The 20,303-nt window shown below is 70.8% G+C and carries 19 protein-coding genes; 16 read left to right on the top strand and 3 right to left on the bottom strand.

Annotation, left to right across the window (positions count from 1 at the left end; all coding sequences use genetic code 11):
- From DW297_RS08780 to DW297_RS08750, 7 genes are all read left to right on the top strand, one after another.
- Nucleotides 1–1,967: class I mannose-6-phosphate isomerase (locus DW297_RS08780; protein ID WP_342589025.1), on the top strand; the 1,967-nt coding region annotated here is incomplete at its 5' end.
- A gap of 136 nt (nt 1,968–2,103) precedes the next feature.
- Nucleotides 2,104–3,378, top strand: coding sequence for an ABC transporter substrate-binding protein (locus DW297_RS08775; RefSeq protein ID WP_136031438.1), 1,275 nt, complete (start codon nt 2,104–2,106; stop codon nt 3,376–3,378).
- An 8-nt stretch (nt 3,379–3,386) separates the two neighbouring features.
- Complete coding sequence (locus DW297_RS08770) at nt 3,387–4,262, top strand: carbohydrate ABC transporter permease (protein ID WP_136031436.1); 876 nt, start codon at nt 3,387–3,389, stop codon at nt 4,260–4,262.
- Entirely contained in the window at nt 4,262–5,074 is an 813-nt protein-coding gene (locus DW297_RS08765; protein WP_136031434.1) for a carbohydrate ABC transporter permease, read from the top strand. Before DW297_RS08770 ends, DW297_RS08765 begins: the two co-directional genes overlap by 1 nt.
- A gap of 24 nt (nt 5,075–5,098) precedes the next feature.
- Entirely contained in the window at nt 5,099–7,219 is a 2,121-nt protein-coding gene (locus DW297_RS08760) for a hypothetical protein (protein ID WP_136031431.1), read from the top strand.
- Between the two features lie 105 nt (nt 7,220–7,324).
- Complete coding sequence (locus tag DW297_RS08755; protein WP_168442824.1) at nt 7,325–8,494, top strand: DUF4185 domain-containing protein; 1,170 nt, start codon at nt 7,325–7,327, stop codon at nt 8,492–8,494.
- Nucleotides 8,491–9,237 (top strand): SGNH/GDSL hydrolase family protein, encoded by a 747-nt coding sequence (locus DW297_RS08750; RefSeq protein WP_136031427.1) that lies wholly within the window; start codon nt 8,491–8,493, stop codon nt 9,235–9,237. The genes DW297_RS08755 and DW297_RS08750 overlap by 4 nt, the downstream gene beginning before the upstream one ends.
- A gap of 216 nt (nt 9,238–9,453) precedes the next feature.
- On the opposite strand, the gene DW297_RS08745 is transcribed toward DW297_RS08750, so the two are convergent.
- Complete coding sequence (locus DW297_RS08745; protein WP_136031425.1) at nt 9,454–9,903, bottom strand: VOC family protein; 450 nt, start codon at nt 9,901–9,903, stop codon at nt 9,454–9,456.
- A gap of 103 nt (nt 9,904–10,006) precedes the next feature.
- Between DW297_RS08745 and DW297_RS08740 the strand changes: the two genes are divergently transcribed.
- From DW297_RS08740 to DW297_RS18900, 5 genes are all read left to right on the top strand, one after another.
- Nucleotides 10,007–10,960 (top strand): helix-turn-helix transcriptional regulator, encoded by a 954-nt coding sequence (locus tag DW297_RS08740; protein ID WP_136031423.1) that lies wholly within the window; start codon nt 10,007–10,009, stop codon nt 10,958–10,960.
- Between the two features lie 150 nt (nt 10,961–11,110).
- Nucleotides 11,111–11,365, top strand: a complete 255-nt coding sequence (locus tag DW297_RS08735) for a type II toxin-antitoxin system Phd/YefM family antitoxin (protein WP_446724362.1) — start codon at nt 11,111–11,113, stop codon at nt 11,363–11,365.
- Nucleotides 11,362–11,742 carry a type II toxin-antitoxin system VapC family toxin gene (locus tag DW297_RS08730; RefSeq protein ID WP_136031419.1) on the top strand — a complete coding sequence of 127 codons (381 nt, stop codon included), beginning with the start codon at nt 11,362–11,364 and terminating at the stop codon, nt 11,740–11,742. Before DW297_RS08735 ends, DW297_RS08730 begins: the two co-directional genes overlap by 4 nt.
- A 115-nt stretch (nt 11,743–11,857) precedes the next feature.
- Nucleotides 11,858–14,188: a phosphoribosylformylglycinamidine synthase subunit PurL gene (purL, locus tag DW297_RS08725; RefSeq protein ID WP_136031417.1), complete on the top strand. Its 2,331-nt coding sequence runs from the start codon at nt 11,858–11,860 to the stop codon at nt 14,186–14,188.
- Nucleotides 14,185–14,325, top strand: coding sequence for a hypothetical protein (locus DW297_RS18900; RefSeq protein ID WP_168387183.1), 141 nt, complete (start codon nt 14,185–14,187; stop codon nt 14,323–14,325). The genes purL and DW297_RS18900 overlap by 4 nt, the downstream gene beginning before the upstream one ends.
- Before the next feature lie 55 nt (nt 14,326–14,380).
- Here DW297_RS18900 and DW297_RS08720 read toward each other — a convergent pair whose 3' ends face one another.
- The gene (locus DW297_RS08720) at nt 14,381–14,950 is read right to left on the bottom strand and encodes a TetR/AcrR family transcriptional regulator (RefSeq protein WP_136031414.1); all 570 of its coding nucleotides are present in this window, start codon (nt 14,948–14,950) and stop codon (nt 14,381–14,383) included.
- A 68-nt stretch (nt 14,951–15,018) separates the two neighbouring features.
- Between DW297_RS08720 and DW297_RS08715 the strand changes: the two genes are divergently transcribed.
- Genes DW297_RS08715 through DW297_RS08705 form a run of 3 tightly spaced genes read left to right on the top strand, consistent with a single transcriptional unit; the run spans nt 15,019 to nt 18,443 of the window.
- Nucleotides 15,019–17,571 carry an MMPL family transporter gene (locus DW297_RS08715; RefSeq protein ID WP_136031412.1) on the top strand — a complete coding sequence of 851 codons (2,553 nt, stop codon included), beginning with the start codon at nt 15,019–15,021 and terminating at the stop codon, nt 17,569–17,571.
- Between the two features lie 51 nt (nt 17,572–17,622).
- Nucleotides 17,623–17,973, top strand: a complete 351-nt coding sequence (locus DW297_RS08710) for a TraR/DksA family transcriptional regulator (protein ID WP_136031410.1) — start codon at nt 17,623–17,625, stop codon at nt 17,971–17,973.
- Nucleotides 17,974–18,005: 32 nt separating this feature from the next.
- Entirely contained in the window at nt 18,006–18,443 is a 438-nt protein-coding gene (locus tag DW297_RS08705; RefSeq protein ID WP_136031408.1) for a VOC family protein, read from the top strand.
- A 93-nt stretch (nt 18,444–18,536) separates the two neighbouring features.
- Here the strand turns inward: DW297_RS08705 and DW297_RS08700 are convergent, their stop codons facing one another.
- A complete protein-coding gene (locus DW297_RS08700) occupies nt 18,537–19,385 on the bottom strand; it encodes a Gfo/Idh/MocA family oxidoreductase (protein WP_136031407.1) in 849 nt (282 codons plus the stop codon).
- Nucleotides 19,386–19,565: 180 nt separating this feature from the next.
- On the opposite strand from DW297_RS08700, the gene DW297_RS08695 reads away from it, so the two are divergent.
- The coding region (locus DW297_RS08695) for a hypothetical protein (RefSeq protein WP_205828260.1) at nt 19,566–20,303 on the top strand (738 nt) is incomplete at its 3' end.

Below are 20,303 nucleotides of genomic sequence, written 5' to 3'. Positions count from 1 at the left end.
CGCGCCGCCGCGGCGGCCAGCCGGACCGCCGCCCCACCCGCACCCTCGAACCCCTCGTCGCGCCCGGCCCCATCGGGGACCCCGGAGCCGACGACCGCACCCCGCACCGCACCACCGCAGGAGGACCAGTGACCGCGCCGATCAGCGACATGCACGAAGGGCACACCACCCGGGGTCGCTACGACACCCAGCCGACCGTGGCGCTGCCGCCGGGCGAGCGCATCCTGCGCGGTGCCGAGGCGTGGGCCGCCGCCGCCGAGCTCGCCGAGGCCCGCGCCCGCGTGACCGGCACGGCGCCCGTGCTGCTGGTCGACACCTACCCCGGCGTCGACGTGCCCGCGCTCGCCGCCCAGCTGGAGGCCGCCCTTCCCGCCTGGACCCTCACCGACGTGGAGACCGCGGCGCGTCCGGTCGCCGAGGTCGAGCGGCTGATCGCCCCGAACCTCACCGACGACCGGGTCTTCGGCGTCATGAGCCACTTCACCCTGGACGACTTCTACGACGCCGAGCGCCTCGACGCGCTCGCGGCCGCGGTCACCGGAACCCCGACGGTCGTGGTCGGCTGGGGCGCGGCGCTGCTCGAGGACCGTCTGGCCGGAGCCTCCGCGACCGTGCTGGTCGACATGGCCCGCTGGGAGATCCAGCTGCGGCAGCGCCAGGGGGCCACGAACTGGCGCGCCGACAACCCCGGCGAGGACAACCTGCGCAAGTACAAGCGCGGGTTCTTCGTGGAGTGGCGGGTGGCCGACCGCCACAAGCGCACGCTGTTCGACACGCTCGACTTCGTGCTCGACGGCAACGCGATCGCCCCGGCCGAACCGCACCCCGACTCCCCCGACGCGGGCATGATCACGGGCACCGCCTTCCGGCAGGCCCTGAAGGATGCGGCGCACCGCCCGTTCCGCGTCGTGCCGTTCTTCGACCCCGGCGTGTGGGGCGGGCAGTGGATGAAGAACCTCATCGGGCTCGACCCCTCGAAGGACAACTACGCGTGGTGCTTCGACTGCGTGCCCGAGGAGAACTCGCTGCTGCTGGAGGGCGACGGCGGCGTGATCGAGCTGCCCGCGCTCGACCTGGTGTTCAGCCGCCCGGTCGATCTGCTCGGCGCCAAGACGTTCGCGCGCTTCGGGGCCGAGTTCCCCATCCGCTTCGACTTCCTCGACACGATGGACGGCGGCAACCTCAGCCTGCAGGTGCATCCGCTGACGGACTACATCCAGAACACGTTCGGCATGCACTACACGCAGGACGAGAGCTACTACATGCTCGACGTCGGCGACGACGCGGTCGTGTACCTGGGCACCAAGGAGGGCATCGACCCCGCCGAGATGCTGCAGGACCTGGCGACCGCGCAGGACGGCGAGCACCCGTTCCCCGCCGAGAAGTACGTCAACTCGTTCCCCGCCCGCAAGCACGACCACTTCCTGATCCCCGCGGGCACCGTGCACGCATCGGGGTCAAACTCGATGGTGCTGGAGATCTCGGCGACGCCGTTCATCTTCACGTTCAAGCTGTGGGACTGGGGCCGCGTGGGCCTCGACGGCACCCCCCGCCCCGTGCACCTCGACCACGGCGCCCGCAACATCCAGTGGGACCGCGACACCACCTGGGTGATGGAGAACCTGGTCGACCGCGTCGAGACCCTGCACACCGATGACGAGGTCACCGAGGAGCGCACGGGACTGCACGAGCTGGAGTTCATCGAGGTGCGCCGGCACTGGTTCGCGCAGGGCGCCGATCACGACACCGACGGCACGGTCAACGTGCTCAACCTGGTGGAGGGCGACGAGGTGCGCGTGGTCAGCCCCACCGCGGCGTTCGAGCCCTTCGTGATCCACTACGCCGAGACCTTCATCGTGCCGGCCGCGGTGGGCGCGTACCGGATCGAGCGCACCGAGAACTCGCGGAGCCCGCGCTTCGCGACCGTCAAGGCCTCCGTGCGCGGCACGCGCACGGGTGACAACTGAACATCGACACCCGACACACAGCACGAGGCATCACCGCGAGGATCCCACCCGGGAATCCCTTGCACCGCCGTCATCACCTCGGTATCGTGAGACCAGATTTCTGGTAACGATACCAACACGAACAAGGGAGTTCTGAATGATTTCGCGACGCACGATCGCCGCCGCCGCGGCCGGTCTCCTCCTCGGCACCCTGGCTCTCGCCGGCTGCTCCGGCGACTCCGGAGGCGGAGGCGCCGAGGGCGGAGAGGTCACCGGCACGCTCAACTTCTACACCGACAAGGCGGCGTGGAAGCCCGACTTCGAGTCGCTCAACGAGGTCAGCGGCGACGCCGTCGACATCACCCTCAAGACCACCGGCTACTCCGACGCCAACCAGTACGACGCCTTCATCAAGCAGTCGTTCCGCACCGACAAGTCGCCCGGCCTGTTCACGTGGCACACCGGCGACTCGCTCAAGCAGCTGGTCGACGAGGGCCTGGTGGCCGAGACCACCGACATCTGGAGCAAGGCCGTCGACGAGGGCTGGGTGAGCGAAGACCTGCGCGACAGCTACACGTTCGACGGCAAGCAGTACTGCGTGCCCATGAACATCGCCTACTGGATCATGTTCTACAACAAGGCCGCCTTCGCCGACAACGGCATCGAGGTGCCCACCACGTGGGACGAGCTGAACACCGCCGCCGAGACCCTGAAGGACGCCGGGGTCACCCCGTACTACCAGACCAGCGTGCTGTTCACCTTCCAGTGGTTCCAGCACCTCGTCGCCTCCACCGACCCCGACCTGTACGCCGGGCTCACCACGGGCGACGTGAAGTACACCGACCCCGAGATCGTCGACGTCATGAACGTGTGGCTCGAGGAGCAGGAGAACGGCTGGTTCAGCGACGCGGGCAGCACCACCGACCCCGCGGTCGGGCTCAAGCAGGGCGACTACGCCATGATCAACTTCGGCACGTTCTTCGCCGGCAACCTCGAAGGCGCCGGCATGACCACCGACGACTACGGAATGTTCGCGATCCCCGCGGTGAACGGCGACCTCGACACCACCCCGGTGGCCGTCGAGTCCGGCCCGATCTGCACGGCCGAGAACTCGAAGCAGCGCGACCTCGGACTCGCCTACGCCGAGTGGTGGATGTCGCCCGAGGCGCAGACCGCGTGGAACGACGCCCACGGCGACGTGGCGTTCAACCCGAAGGCCGAGGTCGCCGACCCCGCCCTGGCCGAGCTCGGCGAGCAGATCGCGGGCGACGACTACTCCCTCTACGACCGGTTCTTCGAGGCCATGCCCACCGAGATCGTGACCACCGCGATCGAGCAGTTCGGCGCCTTCAACGCCAACCCGGGCGACCCGATGCCGTTCCTGGAGAAGATCCAGGCGACGGCCGACAAGTACTGGGCAGAGCAGGAGTAAGCGAGCGGATGGCGCATCAGAAGACGCCGTACCAGTGGTCCGCCCGGGGCTTCGTCGCCCCGGGCGTGATCCTGGTGGCGGTCCTGCTCTACCTCCCGCTGCTGTGGACGGTGTTCCTCAGCTTCACGTCGTACAACGGCCTCGGCAGCCCCGACTGGATCGGGCTCGACAACTACGTCGAGATGTTCACCGACGCCGACTTCGTGGGCTCCGCGATGAACACCGTGCTCTGGGTGATCGGCACCCTGATCATCCCGGTCGGCATCGGCCTGGCGATCGCGCTGCTCACCTGGAACCTCGGCGGGGGCATCTGGCTGCGCCTCCCGTTCCTCATCCCCTACGCCCTCTCCGGCATCGGCGTCGGCGTGGTGTGGTCGTTCATCCTCTCCTCGGGCGGCGCGCTCGACCAGGCCCTCGCGGCGTTCGGGATCACCGACCCGCCCCGGTGGCTGCTCGACGCCCCGCTCAACACCGTCGTGATGATCATCGCCTCGTCGTGGCAGGGCGTCGGCGTGAACGCGCTGCTGTTCACGATCGGGCTCCAGGCCATCCCGAAGGAGCCCCTGGAGGCCGCGCGCATCGACGGCGCCGGCGGCGTCCGCCTCTTCACGAGCATCCTGTGGCCCATGCTGCGCCCGCTCACCGCCGTGGTCGTCGGGCTCTCGATCGTCGCGAGCCTCAAGACCTTCGACATCGTGTGGGGCATGACCAAGGGCGGACCAGGCACCGTCTCCGAGACCCTCGCGCTGACGATGTACAAGGAGACGTTCGTGAACAGCGACTACGGCCTCGGCTCCGCGATCGCGGTGTTCCTGACCGTGATCACCCTCGTCGCCTCGGTGCTGTACCTGCGCCAGCAGCTCTCCCCGAAGAAGGAGATGTGATGTCGAAGATCATCCGCACCGCCGTGCTCGTCGTCCTCGGGATCGTGTGGCTGCTGCCCGCGTACCTGCTGGTCGTGAATGCCATGAAGGACCCGACCACCTTCACGTCGAAGGAGTCGTGGATCCCCACCGACTTCCACCTGTTCGAGAACTTCGGCCAGGCGCTCGAGCTCTCCGGCATCGGCGACAGCATCGTCAGCACCCTCATCTACTCGATCGTGTCGCCCACCATCGCCGTGCTCGTAGGTGCGGCGGCCGGCTTCGCGATCGTGGCCCTGCGCCTCAAGCGCGGCTTCCTGTGGTTCGTCGTGATCTTCGGCGGCACGGTGTTCCCGCTGCAGATGGTGCTGCTGCCCCTGTTCGACGCCTACTCCCGCACCGGGCTCTTCGACACCCGGCTCGGCATGATCATGATCTACACCGTGATCTCGGTGCCGTTCTCGGCGTTCGTGATGCGCAACTTCTTCACCGGCGTCGCGCACAACGTGTTCGAGGCCGCGGTGCTCGACGGCGCCACCACCTGGCGCATCTTCACCCGGATGTACCTGCCGATGGCGTCGAGCGCGCTGGTCGCGATCTTCATCCTGCAGGCCACGTTCGTGTGGAACGACCTGCTGCTCGGCCTCACGCTCAGCCAGTCCGACGACATCCGCCCCATCATCACCACGCTGTCGGGCATGCAGAGCACCTACGGCGGCGCGCAGATGTCGGTCGTGCTCGCCGCCGCCGTGCTGGTGTCGCTGCCCACCGTCATCCTGTTCCTCTGCACCCAGCGGTTCTTCGCCAAGGGCCTCGCGCTCGGCCAGTACTGATCCCCCTCCGCCTCGAAAGGCATCATGAATCCCCTCATCCCCACCGTCGAGGATCTGGTCGCCGATGCGGTCACGCATCACTACGACGACATGATCGCGCCCACGGGCCTGACGAACATGCTCGGCACGGTGCGCGTCGATCACGACCTCACCGCGCTCAGCACCGTGCAGTTCCCGCCCGTGTCGCAGGGGCTCACGCAGACCGCGGTGCTGTTCGTCGACGGCCGGCTGTTCGCGTCATACGGCGTCGCCGTCACGCACGAGTGGCGGCCCGACCGGGTGGTGCGGCGGGCGACCGTGGGCGAGCTCGAGATCGAGACGACGACCGTGTGCGTGCCGGGGCGGACGGCGGTGGCGATCGACATCGCGGTGCGCAACACCGGAGCGACCGACCGCGAGGTGCGCCTCGGGCTCTCGGCCGCGGCACGCGTGACCCGCTCCGCCGACGCCTGGCTCGACGCCGAGTCGCCCTCCGAGCGCGACACCGCCACGGTCGACGGTGAGTGCCTCGTCTTCGCCTCCGCCGATGCCGCGGCGTGGAGCGTGCAGGGCCTCACCGGAGGATCCGCGGCGCTGAGCGGCGTGGCCGAGCTGCCCGACGCGTTCGACACGGGCATCGGCGGCAACGGTCGCGGCGGCGAGCTGTCGGCCGTGCTCACCGTGCCGGCGGGCGCCGTCTCCCGCACGGCCTACGTGCAGGCGCTCGGCCTCTCGCGCGACGACGCCGCCCGCACGTACGCGCTCGTGTCGGCCGACGTGCCCGCGGCCCTGTCCGCCGCGCAGGAGTTCTGGAACGGGCAGCTGCGGGCCGCGTTCGACCCCGCCGACACCGAGTACTCGGGCGCCCTGCCGCTGCTCGACACCGCGTCCGAGCCGCTGCGGCGCCTGTACTGGTGGGCGGTGCTCGGGGTGATCTGGTTCCGCCGCGACTTCGCCGGCAACGTGCTCGGGCGGTCGTACGACACGCTGATGCCGAACTACTGGGGCACCACCACGTTCATCTGGGACTACAGCCTCAGCTCCGTCAGCCACGCCCTGCTCGACCCCGACGAGATGCGGGCGCAGGTGCGGCACTGGATCTCCCTCGACATCCACTCGCACTTCGGCACCTCCTCGCTCACGGGCGGCCCCGTCGGCCGCTGGTACTCGGTGAACGACTACGCCATGACCCGGCTCGTGCACGACTACGTGCGGTTCACCGGCGACGTGGCCTTCCTCGACGAGATCGTGGGGGATCAGACGGTCGCCCGGTCGGTGCGGGAGTGGGCGACGAACTGGAAGGAGTTACGTCGCGACACCGCGCTGGCCGACTACGGCGAGATCGACAACCTGCTGGAGTGCGTCAGCTCCTACACGCACGAGGTCGCGAGCCTCAACGCCGCGAACGTGTGGAGCATGCGCACGGCCGCCGACCTCGCCGCACTGCAGGGAGACGAGACCGCCGCGGCCGAGCTGCGCGCCGACGCCGAGGCGCTGCTGCCCGCGGTGATCGAGCGGTACCTCCCCGGGACCGGTATCTTCGCCGCCGGGCAACCCGACGGCACGCTGCTGCCGGTTCGCCACTGCTACGACTTCAGCATCGTCGGCACCACCATCGCCGACGACCTCGCCCCGGGCGTGCGCGACGACATGGTCGCGTTCTTCCAGCGGGAGCTGCAGACCGACAACTGGATGCGGGCGCTCTCGCCCTGGGACCCCGACGCCAGCTACAGCCCGCGCCCCGACCACCAGTGGAACGGCGCCTACCCCGCCTGGCCCGCCGACGCCGGGCGCGCGCTCGCAGCCCTCGGAGCACCCGAGGTGCTGACGGCCTGGGTCGAGGGGCTCTCCCGCACCGCGAACCAGGGCCCGATGGGCCAGGCGCACTTCGTGGACGAGGCGGTGCCCGGCATCAACGGCGGCGCCCGCAAGGCCCCACCCCAGCTGCCGTACATCATCGACTGGGCGTGCTCGTCGTCTGGCGCCTGGATCGAGCTCGTGGTCGAGGCGCTGTTCGGGGTGTCGGTCGCCGCGGACGGCACGGTGCGTGCCGCCGGCTGCGTGGCCGCCCTCGACCCGCACGCCGTGCTGCGCGGCCTGCGCGTCGGCGAGCGCGCGTACGACATCGACGCGGCCGGAGGGATCACCCGCACCCCTGGCCGATGACGCCCTTCCTCGCGCTCCGCTCTCTCGAGAGCCCGCGCAACCGACGAGACGACGGCCCCCAGACGCACCACCCCCGCACCACCCGAACACGAAGGAGTGATCGATATGAGAAGACGCACGATCGCGGCAGGTCTCGCCGCCGCAGCCCTCGGCGCCGGAGCGCTGTTCGCCGCACCCGCGACGGCCGCCGTGCCCGCCGGCGGAGGACACGGCAGCGGCCCCGGCCAGTGCTCCCTGGTGGACAAGACGCTCACCGCTACCGCGAGCGTGAACCAGGGCCTCACCGACACGTTCACCACCTACGGCAACACGGGAGGCGAATGGACCGGTGGCGACAGCACCTACTCGCTGCCGCTCGGCAAGGGGAAGACCGGATGGTTCTTCTCCGACACGTTCCTCGGCACCGTGAACCCCGACGGCTCGCGGCCCACCGACTCCCCCTTCGTGAACAACTCCGTGGTGGTGCAGGACCGCCGGGGGAACCTGACCACGATCACCGGCGGCACCCCCGACGACCCGGCAGGCATCATCCCGCCCGAGCCCGACGGCAAGTGGTACTGGATCGGCGACCCGACCCCCGGGCGCGACGGGACCGTGCAGGTGCCGCTGCTGCAGTTCGCGCGCACCGGCACCGGCCAGTGGGACTTCGCGTGGACCGCGAACCGGCTGGCCACGCTCGACGGGCAGACGCTGCAGCTCGAGTCGATCGTCGACCTCCCCTCCGCGACAGGCATCAACTGGGGCTCGTGGACGCTGGAGGAGCGCGGCACGACGTACGTCTACGGCATCGCCGACCCGGGTGGAGTGCGCTCCGCCTACGTCGCCCGCGTGCAGGACCGCGACGGCCTCACGGGCACCTGGACGTACTGGAACGGCACCGGATGGTCGGCCGCCGAGACCGACGCGGTGCCCGTGGTGCCGTACGTCGCGAACGAGTTCAGCGTCGCGCCCTACCGCGACGGCTACCTGCTCGTGACGCAGGACACCTCGGAGCTGTTCAGCACCCGCATCGTCGCGCGCACCTCGTGCTCGCCGATCGGCCCGTTCACCGACCCGGTCGAGCTGTACCGCACGCCCGAGACCGGAGCGCTGGGCAGCTACGGCGACCCCGACGTGTTCACCTACAACGCGCACGAGCACCCGAACCTGCGCCAGGGCAACCGCATCCTGGTGTCGTACAACGTGAACACGTTCGACAACGTGGGCGACGTGTACGACGACGCCTCGATCTACCGCCCGCGGTTCATCGACGTGCAGCTCAAGGTCACCGGATGACCGACGACCGCACGGCGCTCCGGGGGCTCCTGGCCTCCGGGGCGCCGGTCACCTGGGTGTGCACGGGCGACTCGATCACGCACGGCCTCATCCACACCCGCGGCGCCAGGAACTACGTCGAGCACCTGCACGAGCTGATCCGGGGCGACCGCGGGCGCGTGCAGGACACCGTGATCAACACGGCCATCACCGGCTGGCGCGCCGACCTGATCCTCGACGACTTCGAGCGCCGCGTGGCCCACTGGCGGCCCGACGTGGTGACGCTCATGATCGGCACGAACGACTGCACCACGCAGTGGCTCGACCCCGTGATCGAGGTCGCGGCGTTCGCGGACTCGATCGCGGAGTTCGTACGACGCGTGCGCGACCTCGGCGCCGTGCCGGTGCTGCAGACCCCGCCCGCGGTCGACCTGCTCCATGCGCCCGACCGCGCCCGCATCGGCGACTTCGCGCAGGCGATCCGCGACGTCGCAGGGGCCGAGGGCGTGATCCTGGTCGACCAGCACGCCGCCTTCACCGCGTTCTCCGCGGGCACCGGTCCGGGCAACGAGGACATGCCGTGGGGACTGCTCGACGACGCGTTCCACCCGAGCGCCGCCGGGCACGCCCTGCTCGCGCTCGGCCTCGCCGACGCCCTCGGCCTGTCCGACGCGGATGCCGCCGCGGGCACGGGCTCCCCGGTGCTCGCGGACCTCTCCGCCCGCGTCGCCGTGGCCCGCCACCCGCAGTGGCCCCCGGTCTGACGCGCGACGGTGCCCCCGGGGCGCTCGCGGGATCGAAAACGCTCCGCCGGAAGCCCCCGCGGGCGCCTTTTCGCACTCGCACCTTCAGCGAAGCCCCCCGCGACGCCTTCCGTGGGATCGGAAACGCTCCGCCGGGAGCCCGCGCGGGCGCCTTTTCGAACCCGCACCCCCGGCGAGACCCACGGCAGGACCCCCGGCGGGATCAGCGCCCGTGCCTCAGCGGGCGACGTCGAGCACCCAGGTGACGCCGAACCGGTCGGTCAGCATGCCGAAGCCGGGCGACCACGACGACGCGGCCAGCGGTTCGATCACGCTCGCCCCCTCCGCCAGCGCCTCCCAGTAGCCCTCGAGCTCGGGGAGGGTGTCCGCCCGCAGCGACTGGAAGAACGCGCGGTCGGTGAGGGTCGCGCCGTTCTCCCGCCGCGTCGAGCCCGCCGTGGTCGCCGGGTCGTCCAGCCCGGGGATGTCGTACGCCATGAGCCGGATCCCGTGGTCGCCGTCGAGCTGGCCGAACACGATCCGGTCCGCTCCGGGCGCGTCCGCGGGCATGCCCACCTCGGCGTAGGTCGTGGCGTGCACGGTGCCGCCGAACACCGAACGGTAGAAGTCGAGCGCCTGCCGGGCCGTGCCGCGGAAGTTCAGGTGCGTGGTGGTGGTGAGGGACATGGGCTTCTCCTGGTTCTGCGGGCTGCCGTTCAGCGCCGCCGTGAGTCCACGATCACAGGGGTAGCGGTCGGTTTCTGTCCTCTCCCTCCCGCACAATGAAGTCATGACCGGAAGCTCCTCCCGCATGCTCGCGCTGCTGTCGCTGCTGCAGGCGACGCGCGACTGGCCGGGCCAGGAACTCGCCGACCGCCTCGGCGTCACACCCCGCACCGTCCGCCGCGACGTCGACCGGCTGCGCAACCTCGGCTACCGCATCGGATCGAGCAAGGGCCCGTACGGCGGCTACCGCCTCGAAGCCGGGTCCGAGCTGCCGCCGCTGCTGTTCGACGACGACCAGGCGGTCGCGATCGCGGTGGCACTGCAGGGCGCGAGCGCGAGCGGCGTCGATGTGACCGAGGCGGCAGAGCGCGCCCTCGCGACCGTGCGGCAGGTGATGCCCTCGCGGCTCCGGCACCGGATCGACGGCATCCGCTTCACCGGCGCGGCGGCCGAGGTGCGGGTGGACCCGGGCGTGCTGGAGGCGGCGAGCGCGGCGGTGCGCGACCGGCGGGTGCTGCGCTTCGACTACGGCGCGGCGGCGGACCGCCCCCCTCGGCGCACGGAACCCCATGCCGTCGTGGCGCGCGAGGGCCGGTGGTACCTGCTGGCGTGGGACCTGGAGGCGGCGGACTGGCGCACCTACCGGCTCGACCGGATGCGACCGCGGGTGCCGAGCGGGCCGTCGTTCACGCCGCGACCGCTTCCCGCGGAGGATGCCACGACCTCCCTGGCGGCGCGGGCGAAGGGCTCGACCACGGAGGACCGCTGGCCGTGCATCGGCGAGGTCGTGATCGAGCTTCCGGCGCGGGAGGTGGTGCCGTGGGTGGGCGACGGCGAGGTCGAGGAGCGGCCGGACGGGCGCTGCCGCGTGACAGTGGGTTCGTGGTCGTGGGTGGGCGTGCTCGCCGCGGTCGCCCGGTTCGATGCGCCCTTCACGGTGGTCGGACCGGAACCCCTGCGCGAGGCGGCGGAGACGCTCGCGGCCCGGTTCGCCACGGCCGCGGACCCGCCCTCCTGATCCAGGAGTACACGCGAGTTCTCCCCCGATCGCGGAGCGATGCACGGGACATCGCGCCCCCGGTCCTCGCCATTCGCTTGAATGACCGGAGGACGACATCGCAATCTAGTACTTCTAGTAGTGACGCCATAGACTCGAAGGATGGGGACAGTGACGAAGACGGAACTCAATCAACAGACCGCGCGGGTGCTGGCGCGCGTCACCGCGGGCGAGCACCTGACCGTGACGGACCGTGGGCGTCCGATCGCAGAACTGACACCGCCGGCCGAGACGGCGTGGACGCGAATGATCGCCAGCGGACGTGTGACGCTCCCCACCAAGAGCGGACCCCTGCCCCACGCCCCGGTTCGCGACACGGTGCCGACCGCAGACGTGCTCGATGACCTCCGCGCGGACCGCGCGTGATCTACCTCGATGCGTCGGCGGCAGCGAAGGCGCTCGTCGAAGAGCCGGAGACCTCCACCATCGTCGGTGCTTTCGGCGCGGGAGCCGAGTTCGTCGCCTCCCGCCTGCTTGCGGTCGAGCTTCACGCCGTGGCAGATCGACGTTCCCTCAACCACGAGAGCGCTGATGACCTGCTCGATCGGGTCGCTCTCGTCTCCCTCGACGATGACACGATGACCCGCGCCATCCGCCTCCGCACCGGCCTCCGCACCCTCGATGCGCTGCATCTGGCAACGGCACTCGAACTGAGCGACGTCGTCACCTCTTTCCTCACCTATGACAAGGAACTCGCGGCGGCGGCACGCGCCCACGGCCTGACGCCCGCCGACCTCCCCTGAGCCTGATGGCGCCGTCCTCACCGCCCGCATCTGACGCCCAACCCTCGCGGGAGAGCCGCCTCACCCGCGCCGGTAGACTGAAGACGCCCCGCCGGCCCCTTCCCTTGGAGTGCGCGTGACCACCCCCTCTGCACCTTCCCCCCAGCACGTCCCCGACTCGGTCGAGAACGCGATCGCGACGCCCGAGAAGGAGCAGCCGTACGGCGCGCTCGGGCTCAAGGACGACGAGTACGCGCGCATCAAGGAGATCCTCGGCCGCCGCCCCACCTCGGGCGAGCTGGCGATGTACTCGGTGATGTGGTCGGAGCACTGCTCGTACAAGTCGAGCAAGAACTACCTGCGCCGCTTCGGCCAGAAGGTCTCCGACGAGATGAAGGAACGCCTCATGGTCGGCATGGGGCAGAACGCGGGCGTCATCGACGTCGGCGAGGGCTGGGCCGTCACCTTCAAGGCGGAGTCGCACAACCACCCGAGCTTCATCGAGCCGTTCCAGGGTGCGGCCACCGGCGTCGGCGGCATCGTGCGCGACATCATCTCGATGGGCGCCCGCCCGGTCGCGGTCATGGACGCGCTGCGCTTCGGCGCGATCGACCACCCCGACACCGCCCGCGTGGTGCACGGCGTCACGAGCGGCATCAGCTTCTACGGCAACTGCCTCGGCCTGCCGAACATCGGCGGCGAGACCGTCTTCGACTCGGTGTACCAGGCGAACCCGCTCGTGAACGCGCTCGCGGTCGGCGTGCTGCGCCACGAAGACCTCAAGCTCGCCAACGCGACCGGCGTGGGCAACAAGGTCGTGCTGTTCGGCGCCCGCACGGGTGGCGACGGCATCGGCGGGGCGAGCATCCTCGCCTCCGACTCGTTCGACTCCACCGGCCCCACCAAGCGCCCCGCGGTGCAGGTGGGCGACCCGTTCGCCGAGAAGGTGCTCATCGAGTGCTGCCTGGAGCTGTACCGCGGCGAGCTGGTCGAGGCGATCCAGGACCTCGGCGCCGCCGGCATCTCCTGCGCGACCAGCGAGCTCGCGGCCAACGGCAACAGCGGCATGCACGTCTCGCTCGACAACGTGCTGCTGCGCGACCCCACGCTCACGGCCGAGGAGATCCTCATGTCGGAGTCGCAGGAGCGCATGATGGCGATCGTCGCGCCCGAGAAGCTCGACGCGTTCATGAAGGTCGTCGACAAGTGGGAGGTCGAGACCTCCGTGCTGGGCGAGGTCACCGGCGACGGGCGTCTCATCATCGACTGGCAGGGCGAGCGCATCGTCGACGTCGACCCGTCCACGGTCGCCGTCGACGGCCCCGTGTACGACCGCCCGGTCGCGTACCCCACCTGGATCGACGCCCTGCAGGCCGACGCCGCCGAGAACCTGCCGCGCGCCAACGACCCGGAGACGCTGCGCGAGCAGTTCCTGTCGCTCGTCGCGAGCCCGAACCTCGCCGACACCCGCTGGATCACCAACCAGTACGACTACTACGTGCTCGGCAACACCGCCCTGAGCTTCCCCGACGACGCGGGCATGATCCGGGTCGACGAGGAGTCGGGCCTCGGGTTCTCCATCGCGACCGACGCCAACGGCCGCTACTGCCAGCTCGACCCGTACGCGGGGGCGCAGCTCGCGCTCGCGGAGGCCTACCGCAACGTGGCCGTGACGGGCGCCACGCCCACCGCGATCACCGACTGCCTCAACTTCGGCTCCCCCGAGAACCCCGAGGTCATGTGGCAGTTCGGGCAGACGGTCGACGGCCTGGCCGACGGCTGCTACGAGCTGGGCACCCCGGTCACCGGCGGCAACGTCTCGTTCTACAACCAGACCGGCGACGTGCCGATCCACCCGACCCCGCTCGTCGGCGTGCTCGGCATCATCGACGACGTGTCCCGCCGCATCCCGTCGGGGTGGCAGGACGAGGGGCAGAACATCTACCTGCTCGGCACCACACAGACCGAGCTGTCGGGCTCCGCGTGGGCCGAGGTCGTGCACCAGCACCTCGGCGGTCGCCCGCCGAAGGTCGACCTCGCGGGTGAGAAGCGCCTCGCGGGCCTGCTCGCTGCGGCCCGCGACGAGTGGCTGATCTCGTCCGCGCACGACCTGTCCGAGGGCGGCCTGGCGCAGGCGCTCGCGGAGGGCGTGATGCGCTTCGGCGTCGGCGCCCGCGTGTGGCTCACCGAGATCATGGACCGCGACGGGGTGGACGCCGCCACCGCGCTGTTCTCCGAGTCGACCGGTCGCGTGATCGTGACCGTGCCCCGCGAGGACGACGTGAAGTTCCGCGGGCTGTGCGAGGGCCGCGGCTACCCGGTGATGCGCATCGGCGTGACCGACAGCGAGCCGCAGCTCGAGGTGCAGGACGTGTTCACCGTGTCGGCCGCCGAGCTGCGCGAGCGCTCGCAGGCCACGCTGCCGTCGTACTTCGGCCCGACCGTGACGGAGCCGGTGGACGCATGAGCGACAACCTCAGCGAGGACTACGGCGACCTCGGCGAGAAGCGCAACCGGCGCATCCGCATCGTGGCGTGGACGGTCATCGTGGCGCTGATCCTCGGTGGCGGCGGCGCGACCGTGCTCACGATCCTCCTCGGCTGACCCTTCGTCTCGCTTCGCTCGCTCAGGAACCACGCCGGCGACAAGGCGACGGGCGTCAGCGGAAGAGGAAGCGGGTCAGGGCGACGACCGAGCCCGGGTCGTGGGCTTCGCGGCCGAGCGCCTCGACGATGATCGCCCCGAGGATGGCGCGACCGAGCTGCTCGACCGGGGCGTCGTCGGCGAGCTGCCCATCCCGGATGCCGCCGCGCAGCCGCTCGACGAGGTACTTCTCCACGCCGAGGCTCTCGCCCAGGTGCGCGCCGACCGAGGCGTCTTCGGTGGCGGCGGCGACGAGGGAGCGCAGCAGCACCCCGCCCTGCGGTTCCTCCAGGATCGCGAGGACGCTGCGCAGCCACGTCTCGACGTCGGCGGAGAGGTCTCCCGTGTCGGGCACGACGAAGTCGACCGGGACCAGGAGCCCTTCGGCCAGGCACTCGCCGATGAGAGCCCCCCGCGATGGCCACCAGCGGTAGATGGTCTGCTTGCCGACCCCGGCCTCTTTCGCGATGCCCTCGATCGTGAGCCGGTCGTAGCCCTGGTTGTGGAAGAGCCGAGCCGTGGCGGCGAGGATCGCCTCGCGGGCCGCGGTGCTGCGCACAGGGCCGCTGCGATGCACGTTCACCATGCGTTCAGGATAGCCACAGAACCCTAGACGAGACGTGCCGTATGATCTTTTCGTCTGAAGGAGATCACGTGGCCTCACTGCTGTTCCGTCTGGGTTCTTTCGCTGCGCGCAGGGCGTGGACGGTGATCGTCTCGTGGGTCGTGATCCTCGGCATCGGCGTCGGCGCCTTCCTCACCCTCGGCGGCACGCTGAGCAACAGCTTCGACATCCCCGGCACCGCGTCGGGCGCGGTCACCGACCAGCTCGCGAAGAAGCTGCCAGACACCGCGGGCGGCACCGGCACGGTCGTGTACCGCACCGACGACGGCGAGCCCTTCACCGACGAGCAGAAGCAGGCGATCTCCGACCTCGCCGCGAGCGCGGAAGGCCTCGACGGCGTCGCCTCGGTGGTCGACCCGTTCGACGCCCAGCAGCAGCAGGCCGACCAGGCGCAGCAGCTCACCGACGGGCAGGCGCAGCTCGACAGCGGACGCACGCAGCTCGACGCCGGACAGGCGCAGCTCGACGCGGGTCGCACCCAGCTCCAGGGCGGACTCGATCAGCTCACCGCGGCGCGGGCACAGGCCGAAGCCGCCGGAGCGCCCGCGGAGCAGACCGCCGCCCTCGACGCGCAGCTCGCCGCCCTCAACGCGCAGCTCGCACAGCTGGAGGCGCAGCAGGCGACGATCGACGCGAACCGCACCGAGCTCGACGCGAACGCGGAGCAGGTCGAACTCGGCTCCCGCCTGCTCGACCTGACGGACGGCATCGGCGTCGTCTCGGAAGACGGCTCCACCGCGATCGTCAACGTGTCGTTCACCGACCCGCGCCTGGAGCTGTCCGAAGAGGTCAAGCAGGCCACCATCGCGCACTTCCAGGACGAGAAGATCGACGGGGTCACGGTCGACTTCGGCACCGACATCGCGCAGGGCGTGCCCGAGATCTTCGGCGTGGGCGAGGCCATCGGGCTCGCGTTCGCCGCGGTCGTGCTCATCGTGATGCTCGGCTCGCTGATCGGCGCCGCGCTGCCCATCGTCACGGCGGTCGTGGGAGTCGGGGTCGGCGTCACCGCCTCGCTCGCCTTCTCCGGCGTGGTCGACATGGCCTCGGTCACTCCCGTGCTCGGTGTGATGCTGGGTCTCGCGGTCGGCATCGACTACTCGCTCTTCATCGTCAACAGGCACCGCAAGCAGCTGCTCGCCGGGTCGCCCGTGCGCGAGTCGATCGGGCTCGCCACCGGCACCTCGGGCACGGCGGTCGTGTTCGCCGGTACGACCGTGATCGTCGCGCTGCTCGCGCTCAACGTCACCGGAGTGCCGTTCCTCGGGCTCATGGGCACGGTCGGCGCGGTGTGCGTCGCGGTCGCGGTCCTCGTGGCCATCACGCTCGCCCCCGCGATCCTCGGCCTCGTCGGCACGCGACTGCTGAGCCGCAAGGCCCGCGCGACGATCGGGCAGGAGCACGCGGCGGGCAAGCCCGTGCGCCGCATGTCGACCCTGCGCGCCGTGGTCACCGCGGTCGTCAGCATCGTCGCGCTGCTCATCATCGCGATCCCGTCGATGTCGATGCGCCTGGGGCTGCCGGACGGGTCGAGCGAACCGTCCGACTCCACCAGCTACCGCGCGTTCCAGGCGGTCGAGGAGCAGTTCGGCGAGGGCGCGAACGGTCCCCTCCTGGTGACCGCGACGCTGGACGACGCCGTGAGCGACGACGACCTGCTCGCCACCCAGGTGACGGTGGCGGAGAAGATCGCGGAGCAGGACGACGTAGCCGCCGTGGCACCCATCGCCACCTCCGACGACAACACGCTCCTCGCGTTCCAGGTGCTGCCGGAGGAGGGGCCGAACAGCGCCTCGACCGAGAAGCTCGTGCAGGACCTGCGTGCGCTGCCCGCGATCGACGGCGACATCACGCTCGGCGTCGCCGGTCAGGCCGCCATCAACATCGACATCTCCGAGGCCCTGGCGGCGGTGCTGCCGCTGTACCTCGTGGTGGTGGTCGGGCTGTCGCTGCTCATCATGATCGTGGTGTTCCGCTCGCTGCTCGTGCCGCTGATCGCGACCGGCGGCTTCGTGCTGTCGCTGTTCGCGACGTACGGCCTGATCGTCGCGGTGTTCCAGTGGGGGTGGGGCGCCGACCTGATCGGCCTGCACAGCACCGGGCCGATCCTGAGCTTCCTGCCGGTGATCCTCGTCGGCATCCTGTTCGGGCTCGCGATGGACTACCAGCTGTTCCTCGCCTCGGGCATGCGCGAGGCGTACGTGCACGGCGCCTCCGCACGAGATGCCGTCGCCCAGGGCTTCCGCGCGGGCCGCTCGGTCGTGATCGCCGCGGCGCTCATCATGGTTTCGGTGTTCGGCGGGTTCATCTTCTCCGAGTCGACCATCATCCGCTCGATCGGGTTCGGGCTCGCGTTCGGCGTGCTGCTCGACGCCTTCGTGGTGCGGATGCTGCTGATGCCCGCGCTCATGCATCTGCTCGGCCGTTCGGCGTGGTGGCTGCCGCGGTGGCTCGACCGTCTCATCCCGAACGTCGACATGGAGGGCGCGGCGCTGGAGCGCGACCACCCCGCCGTGCACACCGACTCCATCCCCGCGGTGCAGCCCCCGCGCACCCGGGCGGAGCGCCGCGCGCACGAGTGAGCCACGCGGCAGGCGCGCGCCGGTGTCGGAAGGCGCGCCTAGAGTGGGCGGATGAGTGAGGATCCGCGCGTGCTGCTGGAACGACTGCGCGCCGAGGCGGAAGGGCGGGTGCGAGCGACCGCGGCCACGCTCGACGAGCTCATGCACGACCGCGAGGGCTCGAACGACGACGACGAGCACGACCCCGAGGGTGTGACGCTGTCGTCGGAGTGGTCACGGCTCACCGGGCTGGCCGAGGCTGCGGCGGTGGAGCTGCAGCAGGTGGACGACGCGCTGGCCCGTCTCGATGCGGGCACCTACGGCGTCTGCGCGAACTGCGGGAAACCCATCCCCGCCGGGCGGCTGGAGGTGCGACCGTTCGCCGAGTACTGCGTCGCGTGCGCGGAGAAGCTCGGCCGCTGACACCACGACACGGCACGGCGTAGCATCGCGGCATGCCCATCCACCTGGAGAACGTCGGGATCGCCGTGCGCGACCTGGAAGCCACGATCGCCTTCTTCACCGACCTCGGGCTGGAGGTGGTCGGGCGCGACGAGGTGAGCGGCGAGTGGGCGTCGACCGCGGTGGGGCTCGACGGCAACCACGCGAGGATCGCCGTGCTGCAGACGCCCGACGGCCAGGGGCAGCTCGAACTGTTCGAGTACCTCCACCCCGCCGCGATCGAGACCGAGCCCACACTGCCGAACGAGATCGGCATGCACCGCGTCGCCTTCTCCGTGGACGACATCGACGCGTCACTGGCCATCGCCGCCCGGCACGGCTGCCACCCGCTGCGCGGCGTCGCCACCTACCGGGACGTGTACAAGCTCACGTATCTGCGCGGCCCGAGCGGCATCATCGTGATGCTCGCGCAAGACCTCACGAAGCGCTGAGATCGGCCGCGTGGTCACCGGTGCGGGCGTTCGATATCTGGCGCCCAAGGAGTCGCGCGGAGGAACGCCTCCCACCTCCGCGACGCCGGAGCATCAGAGCGCGCGCGTGATCTGCTCCAGCACCGCGATGGGCTCGCGCAGCTGGGCGACCGGGACCGGGGTCTCGCCGGTGAGCAGCATCCGCACGAACGCGTCGACTCCGGGCCGCACGTAGTCGGGGCCGACCTCGATGTCGCGCGCGACCGTGCTGCCCGTACCGACCGCCGTCACGTGGAACGGCGTGGCCGCGTCGCCCTCGGGCCGCACGAAGTCCAGCACCACCGGCACGCCGCCGACGCGGTAGCGCGCGACGACACGGCCGTCGGCCCGCTCGACCTCCACGCCCTCCGCCGCGCCGGGCAGCAGGTGCTGGGCGACGTCGGCGTGGTGGATGCCGTAGAAGAAGAGGCCGCCGTGCGGGCTGTCGGCGTCGGCCGGGCCCGAGACGGTGAGCGACTGGAGCGCGCCGACCCCGGCCACGGCGTCGGCGATCGCCGCGGTGTCGTCGAGCCAGCGGAGCGTCGAGAAAGAGGTGACGGTCGTGCCGCCACGCTCGGCCGCGGCGAGGATCGCGTCGGCGTCGTCGAGCGTCGTGGCCAGCGGCTTGTCGACCCAGACGGGAGTGCCGGCCTCGAGGAACGGCACGGCGAGCGCGCGGTGGAGCGCCCCGTCACGGCTGGTCACGATGAGCGCGTCGACCGCGCCGTTGAGCTCAGACACCTCGGGGGCGATGCGAGTGATGGCTCCGAGCTCGGCGAGCTCCCTGGTGCGCTCCACCTCGCCCGCGACGAGGGCCGAGACCCGCACCGGGAGGTCGGCTGCCTCCTCCCCGTTGAGGTGACGGACGATCTCGGTGGCATGAGTGTTCTCGATGCCGACGATCGCGACGTTCTTCGTCTCCATGCTGTCCTCCTCCACAGCGACCGGCGGCGGACGACGATGCCGCGCCCCCGCCCGGCCGGCTCTGCGCCCACCCTAGCCGCGGTCTGCCTCGCGGCGCGGGTCCACCACCGCGGACGCTGACGATCCGAGCCGACGGACGGCCGCCGGCGCCCGGCCCCTGCGCAGTAGGCTGAACCCATCATGGACGAGTTCATCCAGGGCTTCTGGACCTTCGCGGGGCACTACTGGTGGCTCGTCTTCCCGCTCATGGGCATGGCCGGAGGCGTGGCGAAGGCGTGGGAGCGCAGCTCGAAGCGCCGTCACGAACGCCGCCTGGAGACGCTGCGCATGAAGGCGCAGCTGAAGACCGCCGAGATCGAGGCCCGCGCCCTGGGCCGCGAGGCGAAGCGCCGCGGCCCGTCGGTGGTCGACACCACGGCCCCCGTGTCGACCGACGACCTGCTGACGCGGCTGTTCGCCGAGCACGACGAGATCACGGCCCGCTGGCTCGACTACGAGCTCGACGTGGCGAAGCTGATCGCCTTCCCCGCGATGAGCGACGGACGGCAGCCGCTCACCGCCGCGTTCCTGCGCGCCAAGAAGACCGCCGACGCGCTGCGCCCCGCCTCGGCCGATGCGCCGCTGTCGGAGCACCAGATCGCGGAGTACCTGCAGGCCGTGGGCGACTACGCGGTGGCGTTCGAGATCGCCGAGAAGGATGCCCGCCGGCTGCGCGACTCCACCTTCACGGAGGCGGAGCGCAAGCGCCTCGACCGCGCCCAGCAGCTGCTGAAGGTCGCGGTCGACGAGTCGGCGACGCAGGCCGAGCGCAACGTGGCGTACAAGCGCGTGCGCGAAGAGCTCGACGGCCTGATCCTGCTGTCGGACGAGGCCGTGACGGTCCTGGAGAAGCAGGTCGCCCGCGAGCTCCCCGATGCG

Source organism: Microbacterium sp. PF5 (assembly GCF_004794315.1).
Classification (GTDB): domain Bacteria; phylum Actinomycetota; class Actinomycetes; order Actinomycetales; family Microbacteriaceae; genus Microbacterium; species Microbacterium sufflavum.
Note: the sequence above shows the minus strand (reverse complement) of the source record. Positions and strands in the feature narration are given on the sequence as shown.

Bases quoted from the DNA above. Each gene is read 5' to 3' on its own strand.
- DW297_RS08740 (WP_136031423.1), top strand. From the start codon at position 10,007: ATGACCGGAAGCTCCTCCCGCATGCTCGCGCTGCTGTCGCTGCTGCAG.
- DW297_RS08760 (WP_136031431.1), top strand. From the start codon at position 5,099: ATGAATCCCCTCATCCCCACCGTCGAGGATCTGGTCGCCGATGCGGTC.
- DW297_RS08765 (WP_136031434.1), top strand. From the start codon at position 4,262: ATGTCGAAGATCATCCGCACCGCCGTGCTCGTCGTCCTCGGGATCGTG.
- DW297_RS08755 (WP_168442824.1), top strand. From the start codon at position 7,325: ATGAGAAGACGCACGATCGCGGCAGGTCTCGCCGCCGCAGCCCTCGGC.
- DW297_RS08775 (WP_136031438.1), top strand. From the start codon at position 2,104: ATGATTTCGCGACGCACGATCGCCGCCGCCGCGGCCGGTCTCCTCCTC.
- DW297_RS08700 (WP_136031407.1), bottom strand. From the start codon at position 19,385: ATGGAGACGAAGAACGTCGCGATCGTCGGCATCGAGAACACTCATGCC.
- DW297_RS08750 (WP_136031427.1), top strand. From the start codon at position 8,491: ATGACCGACGACCGCACGGCGCTCCGGGGGCTCCTGGCCTCCGGGGCG.
- DW297_RS08745 (WP_136031425.1), bottom strand. From the start codon at position 9,903: ATGTCCCTCACCACCACCACGCACCTGAACTTCCGCGGCACGGCCCGG.
- DW297_RS08770 (WP_136031436.1), top strand. From the start codon at position 3,387: ATGGCGCATCAGAAGACGCCGTACCAGTGGTCCGCCCGGGGCTTCGTC.
- DW297_RS18900 (WP_168387183.1), top strand. From the start codon at position 14,185: ATGAGCGACAACCTCAGCGAGGACTACGGCGACCTCGGCGAGAAGCGC.
- DW297_RS08705 (WP_136031408.1), top strand. From the start codon at position 18,006: ATGCCCATCCACCTGGAGAACGTCGGGATCGCCGTGCGCGACCTGGAA.
- DW297_RS08710 (WP_136031410.1), top strand. From the start codon at position 17,623: ATGAGTGAGGATCCGCGCGTGCTGCTGGAACGACTGCGCGCCGAGGCG.
- DW297_RS08720 (WP_136031414.1), bottom strand. From the start codon at position 14,950: ATGGTGAACGTGCATCGCAGCGGCCCTGTGCGCAGCACCGCGGCCCGC.